Source organism: Nocardia puris, from assembly GCF_036051655.1.
GTDB lineage: Bacteria > Actinomycetota > Actinomycetes > Mycobacteriales > Mycobacteriaceae > Nocardia > Nocardia puris.
The window spans coordinates 674331-699196 of sequence record NZ_CP107943.1; the positions used below are offsets into that span (position 1 = coordinate 674331).

The following is a 24866-nucleotide window of genomic DNA, read 5'->3' on the forward strand; positions in this document are numbered from 1 at the left end:
ACTATGCGAATTCACTGCATAGCCCTGGCCACCGTCGCCTCCGCGGCGTTGATCGCCGGTTGCGGCGGTCAGGAAGTTTCGAGCCCGTACGAGTATGATGTCGCGACGCTGAACTCGGGCAATTATCCCACGCAGCCGCGCGACATCTCGACGATGAATCTCGACAAATCCGGACAGCTTCAGGAGGCGGCACGGCTCGGGGCGGTCTTGCCTATCGCGGCCGATATCGATGCCATTTTTTCCTACCGAACCGGCGCCTACATCGATCGCCGTGTGACACCTACACGCTTCCCGACCGGCATGATAGCCCCCAATACGCCAGAAGCGTTCGCCACACTGGCGCCCGGTTTCGTAGCCGGCTGGCAGTCCCATGGAACACGACGCATGGGAGGCGTGGGGAGAACTTTGGAGATGCAGACGTTTCGATTCGAATCTCCTGACCAGGCACGGGCCGCGGCGCCGCGCTTCGCCGACGTTCTCGACCGCGAAGCACCCGGCGAGCAGGCCACGATTCCCGAGCACCCCCAGGCCCGTGCGACATGGTCACCAACCGGAAAAAGTCTCGACAGTCTGCTGGTCCATGACATCTATCTGCTCAGAGTCCGCGTGGAGGAACCGGTCAACGATCCACCACAGATGTCCGCGTTGCTCGAGTTGACCCAGAAGGCCCTGGTGAAGATGGTGGAGGGTCTGCGGAACTTCTCCCCTACGCCTGTCGATCAACTCGCGTCGCTGCCCGGCGACACCGAAGGCATGCTGGCGCGCACCCTCCCGATGGAGGAGTCCAACGCGGGAGACGGCCCCGACCCGTCGATGGTTCTCACCAGGCAAGCTTGGCTGCATTCGGACAACTATCCGCTGTTGAGTAAAGCGGCATATGCCGATGCAGGTGTCGACTTGGTTAGCGTTTCCGGTACGACACTGATCCGCACTCGTGATACGCCCAGCGCCGAACGTCTCGTCGCTGCGCTGATCGCGCGGGCGCCGGAGAAATACCGGACAATCGACAGCCCGCCGAACATGCCGGGCGTGCGCTGTTTCGAACGCAAAGATTTGAACGCCATGGATGTGGTGAGCTATCCAACGCACTGCTACCTGATAAGCGACCGATACGTCGCGTACATCTCGGGTTCCAATACACAGCAAGTGCACCAGGTGACAGCTGCTCAGTACAAGATACTCGAGTGGGGATCGTGAAAATGCGTGGGCTGGCGGACGGTGGTCGCGGCCTCGGTCAGATCCGCTCCCGCCGATCGAGCGGCGCGGGCGAAAGGAACCTGTCAGAAAGACCGTTGGACCAGACACCGCGCTGCTGTCATGGAGCGTGCCCGCGCTGCGGCCCCGGATCTGACGCTATCGGAACCACCCGGTCCGTCGACTATCATCCGGCGGAAGCAATCGGAGGGACGGGGGCAGGGATGACGCACGCTGACCTGGTGGTGCGCGGTTCGCACGTGGACGGCCGTTCCGGAAAGGGCGACAAGTGAGGTTCCGACCGGTACTCACCGGCCTGATCGCGGCCACCGCGGCGTTATCCGTCGGCTGTGCGTCGACGATCGCGGGCACCCCGCAGCCGGGGCTCGCGCCCGTGGATGTGGCGGCACTCAAGACCGGGGCGTACACGCCCGAGCCGAGTGCGTACGACCCCGATATCACCATGATCAACGAGCTGCGGATGGTCGAGGCGCGCAGGCTGCTCGGCTATCTCGTCGCGCAGACGGAGATCGATCCGGAGATCTCCGACGCGGGGCCGGTCGATCTGTTCGTCAACGGCGACTCGATCGTGAGCGAAACGACCTTCCCCGAGACCTATAAGGCGGCCGCCAATGAGAACAACCTGCTGCTCGGCGTGTACTCCTCACGCACGAACGGCAAGTTGCGCGAGCTGAAGAAGCTGATCATCTCGGTGCTGCGCTTCCCCACCGACGCCGAGAGCCGCAGAGCCGCAGAGCAATTCGATCAGGTCACGAACGAACCACGGGACCGCCATCCCATACCGATCCCGTCGCAGTCCGACGCCAAAGTGTCCTCGCGCGACGACATCACCGCCATCGGCTTCGTCGCGCACGGTCCGTACGTGATCATGGTCAACGCGGGCCTCCCGACCCCGGACCGCGACGCGCTCGCCACCTTCGTCGGCACCACGATCGAACGCCAGAAGGCGCGGCTGGACGAGACCACGCCGACGCCGCTGGACGACGTCCTCGACCTGCCGCTGGACCCCGACAGCATCATGTGGCGTGCGCTGCCCGAAGCCCCCGACTACAGCGACCCGTTCATCGGCGACGACGATTTCGGCGTGTACAGCCCGCAGGGGCATCTGCACTACGAGCGCAATCCCGCCGAGATGAGTAAGGCGTTCGACGAGGCCGGCGTCGACCTGGTGGCCCGGCGGGCGGGCATCGTCTATCGCGCACGCGATCTGCAAGGCGCGTTCCAAGTGCAGACGGCACTGATGCAGGCGGGCAAGAACGACGAAGAGCTGCCCGTTCCCCCCGGACTGCCCGACGCACGCTGCCTCAAGCTCGACACCATGATGACCAGCCGCCTCTATGACGCGTTCTGCACGGTCGTCTTCGGTCGCTACGTTGCCGTCGTGCTGGCGAAGGCCAATATGAGCGGCCGGGTCGGCGAAGTCCTGTACCAGCGAGCCGCGGCCCAATACGCGATCCTGGCCAAGAGTGAGTGAGGACGCACCCATGCGATTCGGACGCACCCTGTGCATCGCGCTGATCACCGCGACCACGCTCACCGCCTGCGGCGATTCCGGCGACGACGGACCGGCGACCCCGACGATCGATATCGCCGCCCTGGATTCCGGCAACTTCCCGACCGAACCCCGCGACGTCGAGGCGACCAGGCGAGACGACTCCGGCTACTTCCTCGAGGCGATGCGCATCGGCGCCGTCACGCCGGTCGCCGTCGACATCGATCCGAGGCTCACTTACCAGCGGAGGTACTCCCGATACGACCGCAGGAACACGCCCACCTCCGCGCCGACATTGTTCTCGGTCCCGGAAGAGTTCGAGTTCGGGCAGTTCGCCGAGGGGTTCATCGCGGGGTGGGAAGCCAACGGCGAACGGCGGTCGACCCCGCTGCTCGGCAAGGAGATTCAGACCTACAACCTGCGCTTCGGCACCGCCGCGCAAGCGGAGACCGCGGCGCGCGGACTCGCCGACGAACAGCAGAAGGTCTACCCCGGGGTCCCCGTTCCCATCGACGGGTTTCCCGGTGCGGTGACGAGGTGGTCGCACGAGAAGCGCTACCTCGACGTCTGGCTGCCACACGGCGAGATGCTGCTCGGTGTACATCTCCAGGACCCGGTCACCGAGCCCGCCGATCCGACCGCGCTCGCGGAGATCGCGAAGAACGCGTTCACGAAGCAGATCGAGATGTTGAAGTCGTACGAACCGACGCCGGTCGACCAACTCGCGTCGCTGCCGGTCGATATCGACGGGATGCTGTCCCGCACGTTGCCGACCGCCGAGCGCGACCGGCCCGGCCACGGTCACAGCACCGAGGTGATCGCGACCGACCAGGCCGCGCTGCACTCCGAGAAATCACCCGCGCTCGCCAAGGGCGCCTTCGCCGACGCGGGCGTGGATCTGGTGGCCTCCGACGGCGCTCGGGTCTATCGCACCCGCGACGCCGCCAGCACCGTACGGCTCATCGCCGCGCTCACCGCCATGCGAGCCGACGGATACAAGGAGGCCGACAGCCCGCGGGACATGCCGGGGGTCGAGTGCTTCGACATGTCGGACCCCAAAGGGAGCTGGACTACCACTCCCCCGACGTGCTTTTTGGCCTATGACCGATATGTCGCCATCGTGCAGGGCATCAACCTGCAGGAGGTCCATCAGAAGGCCGCCGCCCAGTACAAGCTGCTGGCGCACGACCGATGAGCGGCGAGGTCCATCGTGAACCCAGAGCGAATCCACGCCCGCGACGTAGGATCCCGCGAGAACACAGCGAAACAACAGGGGTGGCCGTGCCGAAACCAGTGAAGTCCTATCCCGGAAGGATCGCGGTCGCCGCAGTGACGGCCGGCCTGCTGGTGGCCGCCGTCGGCGCGTGCGGATCGGAAGTCCCCGGATCTCCGGTCCGTGTGTCGACCGACGTGTCGACGCTCGACGTCGGCAACTACCCGACCGAGCCTCGCGAGATCGGCAACGCGAAGAACGACCGGGAGGCGCGGACCCGGGAATCCCAGCGCCTCGGCGACTACGTGGCGCTGCCCTTCGAGGCCGACCCCAGCTATGTCGAGGACGCTTGGCACATCAGGCCACACGTCGTCCTCAATCAGAAGGCGCTGGGCACCCTCGTCATCAACGACACGTTCGACGAGGTCGCCGAGGACTTGGTGGCAGGCTGGGTGAACTCGTGGTCGACCGGCGGCCCGGTGGACGCGCCGCGGCGCACCATGAATCTCGCGGTGCTGATGTTCCCCGACGCCGAGACGGCCGCCGAAGTCGGGCCGACGCTCGAGCACGACGACTTCACCTACAACCCGGACAACGTCTCGGTGCAGATCACCAAGCATCCCGGCACCACCGCACACTGGCGGCCTACCGTGTCCTCGATCGGCTCGTGGACCGTGCACGACCGGTACGTCATCTTCATCAAGGTCGTCGACGACACCGCACCGCCCGACCTGCCCGGCCTCACCTCCCAGGTCGAGCGCATGCTCGACGTCCAGGTCCCGCTGCTCGACGAGTTCGAGCCGACGCCGGCCGAGGAACTGTCGCGCGTCCCACTGGACCCCGAGGGCATGGTCGCGCGCACGATTCCGAGCAACGTGGAGTCACCGCTGCGCGCCGACCCGGACGGCTACTACACCGGGCGGGCGGCACTGACGCTGATGGAGTCGGACTCCGAGGATCTCACCATCCTGCGCGACCACAAGATCGATCTCATCTCCTTCGGCGACGCCGTGGTGTTCCGGTCCGAGACAGGCGACGGGGCCGAAACCCTGTGGGAACGGTGGCGGGAGAATCTGAAGGAGACCGACGTCCGGCGTATGGTCGACTCGCCGACCGGGCTCGGGGAGAACGTCTACTGCTTCGCGGACTACTTCCAGCCCTCCGAAGGCGAGCCCATCCTGCAGATGCATATCTGCACATTCCAGGTGGACCGGTACGCGGTCCAGCTGGCCAGCAAACAGCTGCAGGACCTGCACCAGAAGACGTCGGCGCAGTACGCGCTGCTGACCAGACCGTAGTCGCGCGGCCCGGTGCGATCACGCGGCCGGGTCGAATACGACACGGCAGCTTGCTAGATTTCACCGGAAGGCTCGTTCGCCGGGCGTTCGACATCGTAAGGAGGACCGAATGGCGTTGCGGCCCGGCGCAATCGTGGGTGGGTACCGGGTTATCCAGGTTTTGGGCGCCGGCGGTATGGGCACGGTCTACCTCGCGCAGAACCCCATTCTCCCGCGCCGCGACGCTCTGAAGGTCCTCAGCGCCGAGTTGTCCACCGACGACGAGTTCCGCGCGCGGTTCGAACGCGAGGCGAATCTGGCGGCTGGGCTGGACCATCCCAATATCGTCACCGTCTACAACCGCGGTGAGGAGGACGGCAAGCTTTGGATCGCCATGCAGTACATCGACGGCACCGACGCCTCCAAGGAGGCGAAGAAGGGTCCGTCGGTCATGACCCCGCAGCGCGCGCTGCGGATCATCGCCGAGGTCGGCAAGGGTTTGGACTACGCGCACCGCCGCGGGCTGCTGCATCGCGATGTGAAGCCGGCGAACTTCCTGCTCTCGGCGCCCGACGAAGGCGACGAGGAGCGGGTGCTGCTCACCGATTTCGGCGTCGCGAAGTCGTCGGAGGACGGCCAAGACCTCACCGCCACAGGCAATTTCATGGCGACGGTGGCCTACGCGTCGCCGGAGCAGCTGATGGGCGAGCGGCTCGACCACCGCTCCGATCTCTACAGCCTCGGCTGCTCGTTCTACCGGCTGCTGACCGACCAGAATCCCTACCCCTCGACCATGCCCGCCGTGGTCATGATGGGTCACCTGCACGAGCCGCCGCCCAAACTCAGCGCCGCGCGCGCCGGGCTGCCGCCCGCGCTGGACGGCGTGCTGGAGAAGGTCCTCGCCAAGGATCCCGCCGACCGCTACAACTCGTGCCGCGAGTTCGTCCAGGACGCCCAGGCGGTGCTGTACGGCGCGCAGTTCCACGCACCCGGTCCCGCGCACATGACCGATCCGCGCCACCCGACGCAGGGCGGTTACACGACCGATTCACGGCATCAGACGCACAGCGGATACACCACCGGTCCAACGCATCAGATGACCGGCGGATACGGGACCGATCCCCGTCACCAGGTCACGTCCTACCCCACCGAGCCGCGCACGTCGGCGCTGGGTTTCGGCGCGCCCCCGGATCAGAGCACCGTCGAGACCGCCCGCAACGGCCGTGACACCGGCCGTTCCAAGCGGCGCAAACTGCTGATTCCGGCGATCGTCGGCCTGGTGGTGGTGACGGCGGTCGCCGCGGGCACCTTCTTCCTCACCCGTCCCTCCGGCGACAGTGGAGGCGGCGGCGCCGATCTCGCCCAGGTCCGTGCGGACAATCCCCAGTTCGACGGAAAGACGCTGACGGCGTTCAACTTCGGCAACGGCACGCTGTCGGTGGTGCTCACGCCGAGCGACCAGTCGAAGTTCCTGCAGAACATCGGATTCACCTACAACACCGAGTTCAAGGCGGTCGGCGAGGAGAAATCACCGCGGCAGTTGTCGGCCAGTTCCTATTCGGCCGACGTCGAGACGGATGTCGTGCTCGTGTTCCGCACCGACAGCGCGGCGGGCAACGGCGGACTCGGCGGATTGCCGAGGACGATCCTGAACAGCAAGGCGAAGATCGTCGTCATCGATGAGTTGTCCACCGTGCAGGCGTTCCAGGTGTGGACCGACCAGTCCGAGCGTGTGTTGATCGACACTATGGTCCCGGTCATCGCGAAAGTCGTCACCCAGTAGGCGTGGTAGCGCGGATTGACTGCTGGCGCGACCGCCACCTAATTCGGTAGGGTGTTGCCAGCCAGCCCCAACTCGCCAGTCAGTGGCAGCGAGCAGGGGGAAGGAGGGGAGCACGGAGCTGGCGATGACCAATGCGACGCCGCCGCGGTCTCAGGTCTCGGGGGGTCACATCCAAGCGTCCTCGGTGCCGACGGACGCTCAGACCTCGGATGAGTGAGCGCGACGCACGGGGCCAGCGAAACTTTCCGAAATTCGATGGAACCGATCCGACCGGCGTGACGTCCAACCTTATGAACCGGTCAGCTGACAAGAGCCGCTGACCTTGATCAGAGCAGGAGCAACCGCGATGAGCAATGGAGTAAATGCCGATACAGCGGCACTCAGCGTCAAGGCGAAGGAGTTCCGGGAGCAGCACGACAGCCTGATGATCGCCATCCGGACGCTGAAGGCCGACGAGGACGCCGTCACCAACGGCGCCAACTGGCAAGGCGCCGCGCGTGACGCGTTCAACGCCTTCATGGAGCGGTACTACTTCCAGGCCGACAAGATGAACGACAAGCTGATGGAGACTGCCGACAAGCTCCTGAAGATGAGCGGCTCGTTCAACGACCAGGACCAGGACCACGCCGCCAAGGTGCAGGCCCAGGTCTCCAGCCTCGACCTGCCCGCCGTCTGATACCGCTCGCACCTCACGACAAGGAGTACATAAATGTCGGAACGGAATATCTCAGCCAATTTTGAGGGCGTCGAAGCCGGTGCCCAGGCGATCATCAAGCGCGCCGAGGGGATCCGCGACGAGCTGAACGCCTTCCACGCCAAGGTGAAGGAGTTCGTCGGAACCCAGCAAGGTGATGCGAACGACGCGTTCACCGCGTTCCAGCACCAGTGGGACCAGCACGTCCAGCAGCTGCAGGCCACCCTCTCGGGTGCCGGTTCGCTGGTCAGCACCGGCAACGCGGAGCTGCAGGGCACCGACAAGGCGCTCGCCAACCTCTTCTGAGGTCCACGCTCACCAGTTCGGGCCCCGGCTGTTTCAGCCGGGGCCCGAACTGTTTCCAGGGGTGGATCGAGAGAACCGTGCCCCCACTGAGCTATGCGCCGACTGCTCAGTGCGCAGACGTGCGAGACGGCGCCAAACCGGCTGGCCGGCCGGAAATCTCGGTGAGCAGCAACTGCCCGGCCGAGTACGAGTGGGTCGTACCACTCCGGTGAGGTTTCTCGTCGTAGCTGTGCGCCGAGAGTCGCTCCGGCCAGGGGCGATTACGCGGTTGCCCTGCGGCGCACTCGCTGACGTCGACGCCGTTGAACCTGTCACCACCGATTACGCATCTCCCCGTACAAAGGTCCGAGTACCCGTACAAAAGGTCCGAGCCGTGGCACGCCGACCGACAGCACCGCGTCGGGGTAGCTGAGCTACCCGGGAGAAAGCCCCAACGCGGAGGTCGCGCCTCGAGCAACCGGAGAGATCGTCAGCGGCACAACAGCTTTCGGCACCGGAACCCCGAATACGTACCGACCACCCGAATTCGGCGAATCGCCGAAACGACGCGATCGCCGCAACCGCCCGACGGAGATGCTGCGACGACCCGCACGCCCGCCCTGTCTACCTGATCGGCCCGCTGTCACCGCAACTGCTCACCGGACCGATCTCCAGCGCGGCGTCCGCTCTCACCATCGGCACCGACGTCCTACAGCGCGCCCGCAGCGTACGTACCCCCCGGGCAGCAGAGTCCGCCACCACCGAGCAACAGCAGCGTCTATCGCGCGTGCTTCACGCCCGACACCGAACCGAAACGATCACGGCACCACTTGAACGGTCGCCGCGAGTTCTTCGCAGGTGGTCTGGAATTCGGTCCACGTATTGCCGACGTACTGGCACCCGATGCTGACCTGGATGCCGCGCTCGACAATGACGTGCCACTGCACGATCGAGCCGCCCTCGGGACGTTCCAGGTAGGCGAGGCCGGAGCGGCCACCGAAGACGACATCCCGGCGCAGGTCGCTCATGGCGGGCCGCTCCCGCATCTGGGCTTCGAGATTGGCGGCGACCTGGGCGTAGCCGGCGTCGGCGGCGACCGGGGTCTGGACGATCGTCATGCGGAACCGGCTGCCGTCGACCGGGGAGAGATCAACACGGGTGGCTTGGGCCGTGGTGGGGGCGCCGAGTTTCCAGCCCTCCGGGACCTCGAAGCGCACGCGGCCAACGGTTTCCTCCCCCGCCCCGGACGCGGAGGTCGTCGGTGCGGTGGAAGGCGACCCCGCTCCCGACGGCGCGGCGGATTGCGTCGTCGTGGGTGCCGAGGCGGTGGCATCATCGTCGGAACCGCCGAACACCACCACACCGCCCACCACGACCGCCGCGATCACGGCGACAGCGCCGGCGGCGGCGAGAGCATACTTCGCGGTGGGGCGCGGCGGCGACTGCGCGGCGGCACGCTCACGCAGCGGCTGCAACCACTCGTTCGACGGCAGGGCGGGCGCGGCGGTGGGCCGGTACTCGGGCTCCACCTGTGCACCCCGCACCAAGTCCGGGCCGGCGACGGGACGGATGCCCGTCTCCTCGCCGCAGACCTGGTGCACCACCGCGCGGATCTCCTCGAGCTTCGCCGGATCGGACATCCCGACCAACTGCACGAGATCCGCGGGCCCGCCCTCGAGCAAGCGGCCGAGCAGGGCGGCGAGCGCCTCGGACGCGCGGTTGTCGACGCCGAGTTCGGCGAGCGCGAGGTTCGGCTCGTACTCGCACGCCTCCAGATGCACGCCTTGGTGGTCGCGCGTGACGGTGGAGGCGGTGGTGGCGACGGCGCCGAACTCCAGCACCGCGGTACGCCTGCTGCGCACGGTGCCGTCGTCGGAGGCGACGGCGCGCACCGCCATGTCCTCGAACACCACATCGTGGGCGAACCGGTGTGCGGCCGCGGCGACCACGGCGCGGCGCTGCCCGCCCCATTCGGTCGGGCACACGATCGTGATGCGCTCACACGGCGCCGTGACACCGAGGTTGTCCAGCGCCGTCCCGATCACGGCGGTCAGCGACTCCTCCACCGAGGGCACCCGGGGCAGCAGGGCGATCCGGTCGGCGGGCACGAATTGCGCGGCCGAACTCACCTGCGCGGCCGGGTTCAGTGCTTCGCCGACAACGAGATTCCCGTTGCTGCCGAGCACGACCGAGGGCGGGGCGTCCCAGTGCGTGGCGGGGCCGCGAGCCCAGATCCGCGCCTCCGTCAGAACCAGTTCGACGGTGGGCATCACTCGGCCGCCGGCATCCAGCCGAGCTGGATCAGTTCCTGCGCGTTGCGGGTGATGAACGTGCCACGGCCCGGGGGCAGCGGGCTCGGGCGGACCGTGCCCATCAGCACACCCTCGTCCTTCGGGCAGCTCATGATCAGGCCCGCGGATCCGAGGTCCTTCATACGCGCCATGCTCGCCTCGTACATGGCGCGGCTGGCACCACCGGCGCGGCGGGCGACGATGACGTGAAAGCCGAGGTCGCGCGCGTGCGGCAGGTGCTCTACCAGCGCCGAGACCGGGTTGCCCATGGAGGTGGCGACCAGGTCGTAGTCGTCGACGATGACGAACAGCTCCGGACCGCTCCACCACGACCGCTCACGCAACTGCTGCGGCGTCACGTCGGGGCCCGGCGTGCGCTTGGCGACGTAGGCGGCCAAGTCGGCCATGTTCTGGGTGAACTGCGGCGATGTGGAACCGTATCCGGCGAGATACCCGTCCGGCACCAGGCCGAGCATCGTGCGGCGGTAGTCTCCGAGGATGAAGCGCGCCTCGTTCGGCGAGTTCGCCGCGGCGATGCCCTCGATGATCGACCGCAGCAGCGTGGTCTTACCCGACTCCGTGTCACCGATGATGATGAAGTGCGGGCTCTCGTTGAAGTCGAGGTAGACCGGCGCCAGCTCGGATTCGTTGATACCGATCGGGATTCGCAGATTCTTGACGCCCGAGTTGAGCTGCGAGGGCCAGTTGCCCGCCATCTGCAACAGCTGCTCGCGCGGCAGCATCTCCGGCAGCATGCGCGCGGCGGGCGCGTGCCTGCCCGGGGTGAGGCGGGCGATGGTGGCGACCGCGTCGGCCACGGCCTGGCCCAGCGTCTCGGGGTTCGAGCTGCCGTCGATGCGGGGCAGACCGGTGAGCATGTGCAGGCAGTCCGGTGTCATACCGCGGCCGGGGCGGCCCATCGGCACCAGCGCCGCGAACTTGCGGCCCAGGTCGGAGTCCATCGGGTCACCGAGACGCAGCTCGATGCGGGTGCCGATCTGGTCCTTGAGCGCCGGTCGCGCCTCGGCCCAGCGGGCCAGCGCGATCACCACGTGCACGCCGTAGGAGAGGCCCTGCACGGCGAGGTTCATGATGGGCTGTTCCAGCGGATCGAAATCCTGGCGGATGGAGCCGAAACCGTCGATCACCAGGAACACGTCGCCGAACGGGTCCTCGTGCGCGCCCGCGGCGGCGGGGCTGCTGGAGGGATCCATCGAGCGCAGACGGCGGAACTCGGCCATCGACTCGATGCCGAGCTGGCGGAACCGCGCCTCGCGCTGGCGCACGATGGTCGTCATCTCGGCGACCGTGCGGCGCACCTTGTCCTCGTCGAGACGGCTGGCCACCGAACCGACGTGCGGCAGGCCCTGGAGGCTGGAGAGCGTGCCACCACCGAAGTCGAGGCAGTAGAACTGCACCTGCTCGGCGGTGTGCGTCATGGACAGCGCCATGATCATGGTGCGCAGCGCGGTCGACTTACCGGACTGCGGGCCACCGACCACGGCCACGTTGCCGCGTGAACCGGACAGATCGACGACCATCGGGTCGCGCCGCTGGTCGTAGGGGCGGTCGACGATGCCGATCGGCGCGCGCAGTGTGGCGACCGCCGAGTACTCGCCGGTGAGGATGGAACGCGGGATGAGCTGGTCGAGCGTGGACGCCTCGTCCAGCGGCGGCAGCCAGATCTCGTGCGCGGGACGGCCGTGGCCCCGGATGCGGGAGACGAGCATGTCCACGTTGGAGATCTTCTCGCCCTCCTCGTTGCGGTGCTCCTCGGGCTGGGCGTTGGACTGCGTGGGCAGCGGCACCCGGTCGATGGCACGGAAATCCACGTGGTGGGCGGTGAACGGCCGTGCCTTCACATCGATCTCGCCGCCCGCGACGCCCGCCTGGGTGACCTCGCGCTGCGAACCGCCGCCGACGTAGGGCCCGGAGACATAGGACGCCTGGAAGCGCCGGATCTCGCCGGAGTCGGACTTGAGGTAGCCGCCACCCGGGCTGTTGGGCAGGTTGTAGGCGTCGGGCACGCCGAGCACCTGGCGAGATTCGTTGGCGGAGAACGTCTTCAGGCCGATCCGGTAGGACAGGTGGCTCTCCAGGCCCTTGAGCTTGCCCTCTTCCAGGCGCTGCGAGGCCAGCAGCAGGTGCACGTGCAGCGAGCGGCCCAGGCGGCCGATCATGACGAACAGCTCGGCGAAGTCGGGGTGCTGGGTGAGCAGTTCGGAGAACTCGTCGAGCACCACGAACAGCGCGGGCAGCGGGTCCAGGTCGGCGCCGGCGGCGCGCGCCTTCTCGTATTCGGAGACGTTGGCGAAGTTGCCCGCCTGGCGCAGCACTTCCTGGCGGCGGTTCATCTCACCGGCCAGGGCGTCCTTCATACGGTCGACGAGGTCGGCTTCCTCTTCCAGGTTGGTGATGACGGCCGCGACGTGCGGCACACCGTCCAGGCCGAGGAAGGTCGCACCACCCTTGAAGTCGACGAGGACCAGGTTCAGCTGGTCGGGTGAATGGGTGGCGAGCAGGCTGAGCACCAGCGTGCGCAGGAACTCCGACTTACCGGAACCGGTGGCGCCGATGCACAGGCCGTGCGGGCCCATACCGCTCTCGGCGGCTTCCTTGATGTCGAGTTCGATCGGCAGGCCCGCGGCGTCCAGGCCGAACGGGACGCGCAGCCGCTCGCGGCCGTAGCGCGGGCGCCAGGCGCTCTCCGGATTGAAGGTGCCGATGTCGCCGAGGTTCATCAGCTGCGCCCACGACGAGATCACCTCGGCGTCATCGGTTTCCACATCGCTGCTGCGCTGGGTGGCGGCGCGGTAGGGCGCGAGGCGGCGGGCGGCCTGCTGGGCCTGCTGGGCGCTGATCCGGTCGATCGTCGCGAACCGCTCCTGGTTGCCGGTCGCGCCGCGGCCGACGCACTCGCCGTTCTCGATCACCATCTTGATACCGCGCGACACCGCCAGGCGCGGCGCGTACCCGCACAGGTCGATGAGGGTGACGCCCTCGTAGCCCGATTCGCGCAGCTGGTCGTCCTCGGCCTCGAGCAGGCCGCCGTCGACGACGATGACGAGCTGCACCAGGTTCGCGTTGGCGGGCTGGTTGCGGGAGTAGCGGACGCGGTTGGCCAGCAGCGGCTGCAGGCCCGCCATCGCCTCCCGGATGGAGCCGTAGAACATGCGCTGCGAGCCGATGCCGTCCTGGGCGTCGGGGTGCTGGGTGTGCGGGAGCCACTTGGTCCACTCCCACTCGCGGGCCGTGTCGGGCCCGGCGACGACGGCCACCAGCACCTGGTCGGGACCCTGGAACATGCACAGCTGCAACAACATCGCGCGCACCATGTCGCGCGCCTGCTCGCGGTCGCCGTCGAGCGCGATGGTCGCGAAGCCCTTCACGGCGATGGCCGTCGGCAGGTCGGGCACGGTGGAGTGGGCGCGCACGAAGCGGCGCAGCGACACCGCCGCGATCGGCTCGAGCTCCTCGACCGGGCCGGTCTCGGGGGCGACCAGCCGGGTGGCCAGGCGCTGGCCGCCGATGCCGATGCGGGCGTGGCAGAAGTCCTTGTCCCCCGCGCGGCGCTCCCACATGCGGCTGGTGCCCGCGAGCATCCAGATCAGACCGGGCTCGGGGTGGCTCCACTCCACCGAGGCGCGCTGCTGTTTGGCGGTCTCGTCGACGTCTTTGCGGACCTGGTCCAGATAACGCAGGTAGTCCTTGCGGTCCTCGTTGGCCTCGGCGGCCTTCTGGCCCTTGCCCCCGCCCTGGCCCGCGAACATGCCGACCATGGAGAACAGCATCATGACCGGGAACATCATCATCATGGGGTTGGACGCGATGCCGCTACCCTGGGTGAACAGCAGCGCCATCATGCCGACCATCGCCACGATCATGACGACCGGCATCATCTTCATGAGCAGGTTGCCCGGTGTGACCCGGGGGATCTCGGGTGGCGGCTGCAGCGTCACCTCGCCGCCGGGCGTGCGTGGCATCTCACGACGCGCACGACGCTGGAACCGGACAGTGCTCATCGGATGAGATCCCCCTCTACGCAACCTGCAAGTTCGGCCTCAGTGTAGAGGCCACCGCCGACATGTCGTACAGTTCGACCTGCATTCTGCTGCCCGGACGCCGGGGTCGCAAACTCGCTGCCCGGCGCGCGGGACGGCGAATACTCGACGTAGAACACCAGGTTGGGGGAAGTTTGACGCACGCGCGACTTGACCACATCGATGAAGACTCCTCGCGCGGCATCGTGCGCGCGCCGGACCTGGCCCGGGTGACCATCCTGGCCAAGCACACCCAGGTCGACATGGCCATTCCCGTGGACGTGCCGGTCGCGCTGGTGATCCCGAGTGTCGTCGACATGGTCGCCCAGCACAGCAGGACCAACGACTTCGACAACGAGGGCGAGCGCTTCGAGCCCGCCGAATGGGTGCTCGCCCGCATCGGGCACCCACCGTTCTCCAACTCGCTCAGCCTCGGCGAGCACGGTGTGCGCGACGGCGAGCTGCTGATGCTCGAGAGCGCGTCGCACACCGCCCCGACGCCGCTGTTCGACGACATCATGTACAACGTCGCGATCGCCGACGCCGACCACTACCGCAGCTGGACGCCCAAGACCGCGCGCATCACCGGTTCGGTGCTGGCGGCGCTCACCATGCTGGTCGGCTGCCTGGGCCTGCTGCTCGCACCCGACGAGATGCCGGTGTGGGTGAGCGGTTCCATCCCGCTGGTGGTGGCCATCCTGCTCGTCGTCGCGGGCATGGTGCTGAGCAGGATGTACGGCGACACCGCGACCGCGCTGGTGCTGGGCGGCTGCGCCCTGCCCGCGGCGTTCACCGCCGGAATGCTCTATGTCCCAGACCATTACGGCTGGGCGCACCTGCTGCTCGGCTCGGTGCTGCTCGGCGCGACGGCGATCCTGGCCTGGCGCGTCACCGGCGTCGGGCTGGCGCTGTTCATCGGCGTCTCCGCGCTGGCGGTGTACGCGGTGCCCGCCGCCCTGGTCGGACTGCTCACCGAGCAGCCCGTCAAGGCGATCGGCGCGGTCGCCGCGGCGCTGGGCCTCATCGGGCTCTCGCTCTCGCCGCGGCTGTCGATGCTGCTGGCCAAGCTGCCGCTGCCGCCGGTCCCCTCCCCCGGCACCCCGATCGACCCCACCGAGGACGATCCGGACGACCACCGCGCGCTGCCCACCATGGAGGCGCTGCGGGTGAAGTCCGAGCGCGCCCGCATGTACCTGGCCGGTCTGGTCGCCGCGACCACACTGGTCACCGTCGTCGGCGCGCTGGCCGCGACCGATCCGCAGGGGAACCAGCCGTACTGGCAGGGCATCGCGCTGGCGCTGGTGTGCGCGGTGGTGCTGATGTTCCGCAGCCGGACCTACGCGGGCGCCGAGCAGGCCGTCGTGCTGATCGCGGGCGGTGCGTCGATCGTGCTGATCATGCTGGTCGCGATGAGTTTCGAGATGGACATGCCGCTGGCGGTGTTCGGCGCGGCCATGCTGATCCTGGTCGTCGCGCTCATTTTGGGCATCATCATCCCGAACCAGTCGGCGACCCCGCCGATGCGCCGCGGTGTGGAACTGCTCGAGTACGGCTTCGTGGCCGCGGTGCTGCCGCTGGTGTTCTGGGTGACCTCGCTCTACTCCCTCGTCCGCGGGCTGTGAACGCGCGACTGCGCGTCGCCGCGGTGGCGGTGACGCTGGGTATGTCGGCGTCGTTCGGCACCTTCTCCGGTCCCGGCGTCGCGCACGCCGACCGTCCACCCGCGGTGAATCCCGCACTGCGTCCGGCGGGCGATCCGGCCGCGCCCCCGGAACCCACCGAGCGCCCGCCGAACTCGAACTGCGCGGATATCGTGATCGGCGGTGACGGTCCGACGATCCCCGAGGCGCAGCGCGCCCTCAATCTGGAGCGGGCCTGGCAGTTCTCCAAAGGCGCGGGCCAAGTGGTCGCGGTCATCGACACCGGTGTGGCCAGGCATCCGCGGCTCCCCGGATTGGAAGCCGCGGGTGACTACGTCGCGGCCGGAGGTGACGGCACCGAGGACTGCGACGGGCACGGCACCTTCGTCGCGGGCCTGATCGCGGCGTCGCAGGTGCCAGGACAGGGTTTCGCGGGCGTCGCGCCGGAGGCCAGGATCATGACGATCCGCCAGACCAGCAAGATGTATCAGAAGGAAGGCGCGAGCCGGGACAAGGGCCCGGACGAGCTGCCCGACGGGTACGGCAACCTCGCCACCATGGCCTCGGCCATCGTACGCGCGGTCGACCGGGGCGCCACCGTCATCAATATCTCCGAGGTCTGGTGCGGCACCGCCAACGATCTGGACGGCGCGATCGGCGCGGCGCTGCAGTACGCGGTGGACCGCAACGTCGTCGTGGTGGTCGCGGCGGGCAACGACAACGACAAGTGCCGCAACAGCAGCCCGATCGATCCGCTCGATCCCACCGCCGATCCGTGGGAGAACGTCTCGATGAACGTGAGCCCGGCCCGCTGGGACGAGTACGTGCTGGCCGTCGGTTCGATCGACAGCAACGGCGCGCCGTCCAGCTTCACCGTGCCGGGCCCGTGGCTGAGCGTCGCCGCGCTGGGCGAGAACATGATCTCGCTGAACCCGCGCAGCGACGGCACCGCGAAAGGCGTGGTCGACCAGCGCGGGTCACAGGGGCCGATCAGCGGGACGAGCTTCGCGACACCGTTGGTGGCGGGCGTGGCGGCGCTGGTACGGGCTCGCTTCCCCGAGATGAGCGCGCGCGAGGTGATCAAGCGCATCCAGGCCACGGCGCACGCGCCGGCCGAGGGCTGGAATCCGTATATCGGGTACGGCTCCGTCGACCCGCTCGGCGCGCTCACAGCCGAGATCCCCGACGAACTGCCGCCGAAGCAGCCGACGCCGGCCAAGAGCACCCAACTCGCCGTGCCCCCGCCGCCGGTGCCGCCGGACAACACCGCACGCAACGTGGCGTTGATCGGTACGGGCGTGATCGCGGGTGCGCTGATCCTCGGATACCTGGCGTCGTTCCCGATCAGGAGAAGATTCGGCGTCACGTCCGACGACATGTGAGACGGCGAACGGGCCCGCGTGAAGTGAATTCGCGCGGGCCCGTTCGGTGTTCGGGGCGTGGCGCACAGCAACGACCGCGTGCCTCGTCCGAATCTCCGGCGTTGCGCGGGGGAACAACAAGGCATCGTGCCTTCCCGGACACGTCGCGCTTGTCGCGCGCGAAGGGTCTCGTCCGACCCCGACCTCCGTCAGCCCCTGCCCCGGGGAGTGGAGCCGCTGGCCCGACGCGCTCCACGCGCGGCTCGAGCCCAGAAGCCGACGTGGCCGACAGACCGGGCATCTCACGCACCGCCACACGAAAACGCCGCACCGGCAAGAACTCCCGGTGCGGCGTCCGAATACTCGACTCAGTTGCTGTTCTGGTTGCCCACCGGCTTGGGCGCGGGTGACGGGTCGGGGGCGACACCGTCGTGGGCGACCATCGCCTCCTCGCGGCCCAGCGTGGGCCCGTTGGCCAGCAGGCCCACGATCGGCCACGGCGCGGGCTCGGGGGTCACGCCCGCCTCCGCGTCCAGACCGAGCGCCTTCTGGGCGGCGGCGTTCTTGATGCCGTAGCGCACGCCGGTGTCGGCGACGTAGAACATGCTGTCCTTGCGCTGGCTATCCTCTTCGATGCCGGTGGTCTGCACGAACGCGCCGGTGCCCGGCGGCACGTACACCGTGTCGGCGTTGGGCCCGGAACCGTCGGCCTTGGCCAGCGACACCGGCTTGGCGTTGTCCGGGATGGGCAGCGTCACGCCGGTGAGGACCGACAGTTCGGCGCGCTTGCCGCCGTCGGTGCTGCGGTCGGCGGCCGGAATGGGCTTCCAGGACATGCAGCTGACCGGCTGGTCCTCGACGTCGACCACGGTGGGCTGCACCCGCGGATAGGTCGACACCGCAAGGGAATCGGCCACCTGCGCGGCCACCTTGTCGGTCTGATCGATCTTGGTGTCGCCCGGCGAGAGGCGGTAGGTGTTGCGGATGATGTCGGCGGTCAGGCGCGACACCGGCTGCAGGCCCTCCTGCAACACCACGTAGTCCTGGTCGGGCTCGGTCGACACCTGCACCACATCACCCACGCGGTGCCCCCCGATCTGGTAGCTCACGCTCGCGCCGGGATCGTTGATCTTGGGCGGAATGATCGGCAGCACTTCGGGAATCGCGTTGATCAGGCCCTCGCTCACCGGGCGCGGGGTGCGGCCGGTGATGCCGAGCGCGTCGGTCACCTTGCGGTCGGTCATGTCGACGCGGGCGCGCTGCTGGTCGTACACCAGGTACGCCTGGTCGTTGACCGTGACGAGCAGCGCCTTGTCGCCCGGCATGGCGCTGGCTTTGTCCCCGAGCTCCGGATCGCCCGCGATGATGGTGGTGGTCATGTCACCGGACCCGTCGACCTTGAGCACATCGCAGACGCTCCAGGCCCGGCCCTTGCCGTCCTTGTCGTAGCGGAGCGCGGCGGGCGCGCCGGGGATGCCGATGAGCTGGCCGCGCGGCTTCTTGCTCAGCTCGGACTCCTTGACTATGACGGCCTTGCCCGCGTCGTCGGCGGCCAGCCGAGCCGAGGCCAGGTTCAGCGCCGGGTGCACCACACCGTCGATGACGACGTATACGCCGCCGGATTCCTTGCCGATCAACAGCGTGTTGCTGCCGATCTTGTCCTGCGGCCGCAGCAGGGCCAGGATGCCGCAGCCCGCGAGGACGACGCAGGCCAGCACCAGACCGACCGCGTAGGCACGCGTCTGCGAGCGCATCGGATCGTGCAACATTCGCACGTCCCGGCGGACCAGGGCGTGCTCCATTCGCCGCACCAGGAAGCGGTAGCCGCTCACCTGCCAGCGAGTAGTGGGCTTTGAAGGCATGGTTCCTCCCCCGAACAGTGCTCGCGTTCGCCGAACACAGTACAGTTCCCTGGGACTGTTGTTCAGCTCGGCCGGTGCGAACGGTCGATCCGGGTATTTGGGGGACGATGATGGCTGTAGCCACCGGGACCGGGCCGCGCCCGCTCCTCGGCCGTATCTCGCTGCCGAATCTGCTGGTCGCGCAGGTCGTGGGGCTGATCGCCGGGTTGATCGCGGTGCTGTGCGGACTCGACGGCTGGATCGCGCTCGGCATCGCGATCGCCGCCGGTCTCATCCCGCTCATCCCGGTGGCCAAACGCACGCTGCTGCAGTGGATCACCACCTGGTGGCGCTACCTGACCCGCCGCGAGTACGAGCTCGGCGACACCGTCGACTTCCGCGGCTCCGACGATCGCTCGCTCGGCCTGTACTGGGACGGCAGCCGGGTGGTCACCGTGGTCGAGGTGCTGCCGCCGCGCGGCGGGCTGACCCGCATCTCCAGCAGCACCGTGCTGGCCTCGCACCTGCTGCCGCTGCCGGAGCTCGCGCAGTGCCTGAACCAGCACGACATCCTGCTCAGCGGCATCGACATCATCAGCCACGGCCACCGCAGCCGGGCGGGCACGCCCGCGGGCAAGATCTACGAGTCCCTGCTGGGCCCGCTGCCCGCCACCGCGCATCGCGCGGTGTGGCTGGCGATCAGCTTCGATGCCATCGAGTGCCCCGACGCGGCGGCCCGGCGCGGCGGCGGCAGCGAGGGCGCCTCGCGTGCGGTGACCGTCGCGACGCAGCGCATCATGCGCGCGCTCGAGGACGCCGACTGCAACGCCCGCATCCTGACCGCGCCCGAGATCCGCAAGGCGGTCCTGCAGATCACCGCCGGTTTCGATCCGCGCACGCTCACCCATCGCTGGCGCTACGCCGAACTCGGCAACGCCGTGAACATCGGCAGCGCGGTCGATCCGAAGCACCTCGGCTCGGATCTGCTGTCCCAGCTGTGGGTCGCGCCCTCGCGCGGCACCACGGTCACGGTGCGCCTGCGCCCCGGCAGTTCGGCGGAGTCGGTGACCATCGGCGCCGCCTGGCGTCTCACCGCCCGTGAACTGCCCGAACGCGGCAAGCTCAAGGGCATGGTGTCGATGAACGGCCGCCACCGCGACAGCCTGCTCGCGCACCTGCCGCTGGCGGTGCCCGGCGTCGACGACACCGTCCCGATGACCGAGTACCCGATCGATGTGATCGGCGCGCTGCACCTGCCCTCGTCGGGCTGCGGCCAGCTGATCGGCTCCGACGAGAGCAATCAAGGTGTGGCGGTGCGCATCATCGGCCAGGGCATCTCGACCGTATACGTCGCGGGCGAGCTGTATCTGGCCCAGCAGCTGGTGTTCCGCGCGCTGGCCGTCGGCGAGCGCATCCTGATCCGCACCGACCGCGCGCACGCGTGGGAGAACCTGGTGCAGACCATCGGCAATCCCGAGCGGCTCACCATCGCCGTCGAAACCCACCAGTCCGACGCGGGATTCACCGCCACCGTGGTGGACGGTGTGCTGGCGCCCGCGCCGCACGCCGGTGTCACCACCATCTACGTGACGGGCGATCCGATGGGCTGGCCCGCCACCCGTCCCGACCTGTCGATCCACCAGCCGGGCGCGATCGGCAACCACGTGGTGCTGCGCACCGGCACCGCGCAGGTGGATCTGACGCTGGTGTCGATCCCGCGCGAGGCCACCTACATCGGCCACCCGCGCGGGCGCCGCGCGATGGCCGGTCAGCCCGGATAGGGGTCGGCGGCCCGCGCGGCGCGCAGATGCCGCCCCCACCAGGCGAGTTGGCGCAGTTGGCGTTCGACGGCATCGAGCGCGGCGCCGTCGGTGGGCGTGCCGGTCGCGTCGAACCGGCGCTTGGCCTGGTGGAAGCTGACGGTCTCGCGCACCGACACCATGTGGATCTCGCCCACCACCTGCCGCAGTTGCTCGACGGCGCGCAGGCCACCGGACAGTCCACCGTAGGACACGAAAGCGATGGGCTTGCCGCGCCATTCGCGCTTGGCGGTGTCCAGGGCGGTCTTGAGCGAGGCCGGGTAGCCGTGGTTGTACTCGGAGGTGATCGCCACGAACGCGTCGGCGGCCGCGAGCCGCTCCCGATACGCCCGCACCGCCGGGGTCTCCGTGAGGTCCATGGGCAGCGGTGTGTCGAGGAGATCGAGGACGCCCGTATCGAATTCGGACCTCTCCCGCACGGTGCGCAGGTACCAGTCGGCCACGACCGGCGCGAACCGCTCGGGACGAACACTGGCCACGATGACTTCCAGCCGCAAGGGGGTATCCACGCCGCGATGGTAATGCGGCGGTAGCCGGAGCGACCTCTCGCACGCCGGCCGGCCCTCCGCTCAGCTGTTCTCCACTGCACCCCTGGCGAATTCGGCCAAGCCCTGCGCCGGAGCGACCCGGGCTGTGAAGCCGATCGTGTGCGCCGCGCGGCGATGGTCGCCGACGAAGTGGCGGACATCCCCGATCCGGTACTGGCCGGTGACGACCGGGGTGGGGCCGCCGGTGGCCTTCGCCATGAGGGACGCGACCTCCCACAGGGTGATCGGATGGCCGGAGGCGATATTGAGCGGGACGAAACCCGGCGGCTGACGTTCGACGGCCGCGACGGTGGCGACGACGACGTCGTCGACGTGCACCAGATCGCGCACCTGTCCGCCGTCCTCGAAGACGCGGGGCGCGCGACCGACCAGCAGGTCGTCGCGGAACCGGGCCGCGGGCCCGACGCGCGCGCCCTCCCCGTACACGCTGTGGTGGCGCAGCACCGTGACGGCCGCGCCCGCGTTCAACCCCCACGCGTACGCATAGTGTTCCTGCGCCGCCTTGCTCGCCGCGTATGCGCTGCGCGGACGCGGCGGCGTGTCCTCCGCGACCGGTTCCCAGGTGAGCACTTCCCCGCTGCGGGGCGCACGATGGTCGAACATCCCGCGATCGAGATCGGCGCGCGAGCGCAACCCGGGGAAGAACGGGCCGCCCCGCACGGCGCGATAGCGCCCCTCTCCGTACACGACCACCGACGACGCGAGCACCAAGCTGCGCACACCCGCGTCGGCCATCCCGGCGAGCAGCACCGCCGTGGCGTGATCGTTGTGCAGCACGAAATCACCGGTGCCGGAGTCGGATTCGTCGCCGACCAGCGCGGCGAGATGGCATACGCTGTCCACCCCCGCGAGCAGCGGGACCAACGCCTCCCGGTCGCGCACGTCGACCTGAACCACACCGTCCGGCAGCCGTGCCTCGGGACCGTGCACGGACGCGAGCATCAGATCGACGCCCACGACCTCGTGCCCCGCCGCGCCGAGGGCTCGACGGACCCGCGACCCGATGAATCCGGCGGCGCCGGTCAGCAGCACCTTCATCGGGACCGCCCCGCTACGCGAACGTCGCGCCGTCCCATGCGATCACGGTAGTGCGAACGGCAGCGACACGCCCGTGTGCACGCGGCACCGATCGCAGGTGTCGGTGCCGCTCACCGCCGCCACCGACGCGCGGATGAGCTCCTTGAACGGCGCGAGATTGCGCTTGAACTCGGCGAACACGTCCACCGCGTGCACACCGTCGCCCTCCTCCAGTCCGGCGTCGAGGTCGGTGACCAGCGCGACGGCGGCGTAGCAGAGTTCGAGTTCCCTGGCCAGCACGGCCTCCGGGTGCCCGGTCATGTTCACCAGATCCCAGCCCTGCCCGGCGAACCAGCGGCTCTCGGCGCGAGTGGAGAAGCGCGGGCCCTGCACCACGACCATGGTGCCGCCCGCTTTGAGCGGCAGCGCCTCGATCTCGGATTTCACGACGGCCGAACGCAATTCGTCGCAGTAGGGGTCGGCGAACGAGACGTGCACGCCGCCGCCGTCGAAGTAGGTCTGCTCGCGGCCGGAGGTGCGGTCGACCAGCTGATCCGGCACCGCGACGGTGCCCGGCCCCCAGTCCGCGCGCAGGCTGCCGACCGCGCACGGCGCGAGCACCCGCCGCACGCCGAGCGACCGCAACGCCCACAGGTTGGCCCGGTAGGGCAGGGTGTGCGGCGCGAACTCGTGCTGTTTGCCGTGGCGCGGCACGAACGCGACGGGGCGGCCCTCGACCTCGCCCACGGCGATCGGTGCGCTCGGTTTCCCGTACGGGGTGTCGACCTCGACGGTGGTGGCGTCGTTGTCGAAGAAGTCGTAGAAGCCACTGCCGCCGATGACGGCGAGGGCGGGCCGGGGAAGCGAACTCATGCGCTCGATTCTCGCGCCCGCCCGGCCCCGGTGCACCACCGGGAGCCGGTGGTGACGACGGTCACCGGAGGGCATCGGTAATGATGGGACGATTCCCGGTCGAAGGTGAGGTAGCGGTGTCGCGTGCGCGGGCCGGTGTGTGGCTGACGGTGACGAGTGGGCTGACCTTCGCCAGCTCGGGCCCGCTGGCGAAATCGGTGATGGTGGCGGACTGGTCGCCGGGCGCGGTGCTGGCGCTGCGGCTGACCGGCGCGGCGGCGCTGCTGCTCGCGCTGGCCGCGCTCACCGAGCGCGCCGGATTGCGCGACAGCCTGCGCCACCTGCGCACGGTCGTCCTGTTCGGCGTGATCGGGGTGGCCGGCGTGCAGGCGACGTTCTTCCTGTCCCTGCAATACCTGCATGTAGGGGTCACCTTGATGATCCAGTTCCTCGCGCCGATCGTGGTGATCGGCTGGGACTGGGCGGTGCGCGGGCGCCGGCCGTCGGGGGCGACGCTGTTCGGCGCGGGCGTGGCGCTGACCGGGGCGGCGCTGGTCATCAACGTCTTCGACACCGGCGGGCTGAGCCTGCCCGGCCTCGGCTGGGCGGCGCTGTCGATGGTGTGCAACGCGGCGTTCTTCCTGGTCTCGGCGCGCGCGTCCGACAACCTGGAACCGGTGGCGCTGCTCGGATCGGGCATGGTGGTCGCGGCCTTGACGGCATGGGCGCTGGGCGCGGTATCGCTGCTGCCCATCCATTTCGGCGCGGCCACGGCGACGATGAACCACCGCGACCTGCCCACCTGGCTGGCACTGGCATTGTTGATCGTGATGAGCACCGTGGTGCCCTATCTCTGCGCCGTCGCGGGGACGGCGCGGATCGGCGCGACGCTCACCTCGCTGATCCTGTTGAGCGAGGTGCTGTTCGCGGTGGCGCTGTCGTGGCTGCTGCTCGCCGAGGCGATCGCGCCGGTGCAAGCGGCCGGTGCGACGCTCGTGGTGGGCGGTATCGCGCTGGCCAGGTACGGTGCCGAACAGCGGTCGGTGCGGCGCGCGGAGTCCGCCTCGCGCCGCACCCCGACCTGACAAGACGCCGGAACGCCTGTACCCTAGGGGGGTATCAGACCGGCAGGCACGAGGAGGCAGTCGGTGACCACCCCGGACACGAGCACCACCCACGACCACGCGCACGCGGGGCACGGCTACATCACGGCCAAGGACGATTACCTCAAGCGGTTGCGCCGCATCGAGGGCCAGGCCCGCGGGCTGCAGCGGATGGTCGAGGAGGAGAAGTACTGCATCGACATCCTCACTCAGGTCTCCGCGATGACCAAGGCGCTGCAGGCGGTCGCCATGGGCCTGCTCGAGGATCACATCAGCCACTGCGTCGTGGACGCGGCGGTCGCGGGCGGGCCGGAGGCGGAGGCGAAGATCAAGGAGGCCACCGACGCCATCGCGCGCTTGGTGCGCTCCTGACTCGGGTGGAGTGCGCCGACCG

At 68.8% G+C, this 24866-nt stretch carries 18 protein-coding genes; 12 read left to right on the plus strand and 6 right to left on the minus strand.

The window, feature by feature from the left end; translation table 11 throughout:
* Positions 1-3: 3 nt before the first annotated feature.
* From OHB21_RS02980 to OHB21_RS03010, 7 genes are all read left to right on the plus strand, one after another.
* Entirely contained in the window at positions 4-1197 is a 1194-nt protein-coding gene (locus OHB21_RS02980) for a DUF7373 family lipoprotein (protein ID WP_147265863.1), read from the plus strand.
* Positions 1198-1483: 286 nt separating this feature from the next.
* Positions 1484-2689, plus strand: a complete 1206-nt coding sequence (locus tag OHB21_RS02985) for a DUF7373 family lipoprotein (protein WP_067507303.1) — start codon at positions 1484-1486, stop codon at positions 2687-2689.
* 10 nt (positions 2690-2699) lie between these two features.
* Positions 2700-3902, plus strand: a complete 1203-nt coding sequence (locus tag OHB21_RS02990; RefSeq protein ID WP_067507306.1) for a DUF7373 family lipoprotein — start codon at positions 2700-2702, stop codon at positions 3900-3902.
* Positions 3903-3988: 86 nt separating this feature from the next.
* Positions 3989-5218, plus strand: a complete 1230-nt coding sequence (locus tag OHB21_RS02995; RefSeq protein ID WP_324192065.1) for a DUF7373 family lipoprotein — start codon at positions 3989-3991, stop codon at positions 5216-5218.
* Positions 5219-5327: 109 nt separating this feature from the next.
* Positions 5328-6980, plus strand: coding sequence for a serine/threonine-protein kinase (locus OHB21_RS03000; RefSeq protein WP_195125508.1), 1653 nt, complete (start codon positions 5328-5330; stop codon positions 6978-6980).
* A 346-nt stretch (positions 6981-7326) separates the two neighbouring features.
* The gene (locus OHB21_RS03005; protein ID WP_195125509.1) at positions 7327-7656 is read left to right on the plus strand and encodes a WXG100 family type VII secretion target; all 330 of its coding nucleotides are present in this window, start codon (positions 7327-7329) and stop codon (positions 7654-7656) included.
* Between the two features lie 33 nt (positions 7657-7689).
* On the plus strand, positions 7690-7980 hold the full coding sequence (locus OHB21_RS03010) for a WXG100 family type VII secretion target (RefSeq protein ID WP_067507318.1): 291 nt from the start codon (positions 7690-7692) through the stop codon (positions 7978-7980).
* A gap of 797 nt (positions 7981-8777) precedes the next feature.
* Here OHB21_RS03010 and OHB21_RS03015 read toward each other — a convergent pair.
* Together OHB21_RS03015 and eccCa are read right to left on the minus strand one after the other, a co-directional pair.
* Positions 8778-10229 carry a type VII secretion-associated protein gene (locus OHB21_RS03015; protein ID WP_067507321.1) on the minus strand — a complete coding sequence of 484 codons (1452 nt, stop codon included), beginning with the start codon at positions 10227-10229 and terminating at the stop codon, positions 8778-8780.
* Positions 10229-14272: a type VII secretion protein EccCa gene (gene eccCa, locus OHB21_RS03020; RefSeq protein ID WP_067507324.1), complete on the minus strand. Its 4044-nt coding sequence runs from the start codon at positions 14270-14272 to the stop codon at positions 10229-10231. The genes OHB21_RS03015 and eccCa overlap by 1 nt, the downstream gene beginning before the upstream one ends.
* Before the next feature lie 173 nt (positions 14273-14445).
* Between eccCa and eccD the strand changes: the two genes are divergently transcribed.
* Entirely contained in the window at positions 14446-15912 is a 1467-nt protein-coding gene (eccD, locus tag OHB21_RS03025) for a type VII secretion integral membrane protein EccD (RefSeq protein WP_195125510.1), read from the plus strand.
* Positions 15913-15953: 41 nt separating this feature from the next.
* On the plus strand, positions 15954-17312 hold the full coding sequence (gene mycP, locus OHB21_RS03030; RefSeq protein WP_195125547.1) for a type VII secretion-associated serine protease mycosin: 1359 nt from the start codon (positions 15954-15956) through the stop codon (positions 17310-17312).
* Between the two features lie 347 nt (positions 17313-17659).
* On the opposite strand, the gene eccB is transcribed toward mycP, so the two are convergent.
* Positions 17660-19153 carry a type VII secretion protein EccB gene (gene eccB / locus OHB21_RS03035; protein ID WP_067507331.1) on the minus strand — a complete coding sequence of 498 codons (1494 nt, stop codon included), beginning with the start codon at positions 19151-19153 and terminating at the stop codon, positions 17660-17662.
* 110 nt (positions 19154-19263) lie between these two features.
* Between eccB and eccE the strand changes: the two genes are divergently transcribed.
* A complete protein-coding gene (gene eccE, locus OHB21_RS03040) occupies positions 19264-20913 on the plus strand; it encodes a type VII secretion protein EccE (RefSeq protein WP_195125548.1) in 1650 nt (549 codons plus the stop codon).
* On the opposite strand, the gene OHB21_RS03045 is transcribed toward eccE, so the two are convergent.
* From OHB21_RS03045 to OHB21_RS03055, 3 genes are read right to left on the minus strand one after another with little or no spacing between them, the layout of a single operon-like run.
* Complete coding sequence (locus tag OHB21_RS03045) at positions 20901-21461, minus strand: NADPH-dependent FMN reductase (protein ID WP_195125511.1); 561 nt, start codon at positions 21459-21461, stop codon at positions 20901-20903. The two genes, eccE and OHB21_RS03045, sit on opposite strands and share 13 nt — an antisense overlap.
* 60 nt (positions 21462-21521) lie before the next feature.
* Entirely contained in the window at positions 21522-22538 is a 1017-nt protein-coding gene (locus OHB21_RS03050) for an NAD-dependent epimerase/dehydratase family protein (protein WP_195125512.1), read from the minus strand.
* A gap of 42 nt (positions 22539-22580) precedes the next feature.
* Positions 22581-23390, minus strand: a complete 810-nt coding sequence (locus tag OHB21_RS03055) for an S-methyl-5'-thioadenosine phosphorylase (protein WP_067507340.1) — start codon at positions 23388-23390, stop codon at positions 22581-22583.
* A 116-nt stretch (positions 23391-23506) separates the two neighbouring features.
* Between OHB21_RS03055 and OHB21_RS03060 the strand changes: the two genes are divergently transcribed.
* Both OHB21_RS03060 and OHB21_RS03065 read left to right on the plus strand, forming a co-directional pair.
* Positions 23507-24454, plus strand: a complete 948-nt coding sequence (locus OHB21_RS03060; RefSeq protein ID WP_170160779.1) for a DMT family transporter — start codon at positions 23507-23509, stop codon at positions 24452-24454.
* 63 nt (positions 24455-24517) lie between these two features.
* Positions 24518-24844, plus strand: a complete 327-nt coding sequence (locus OHB21_RS03065) for a metal-sensitive transcriptional regulator (protein WP_067507343.1) — start codon at positions 24518-24520, stop codon at positions 24842-24844.
* Positions 24845-24866 lie beyond the last annotated feature (22 nt).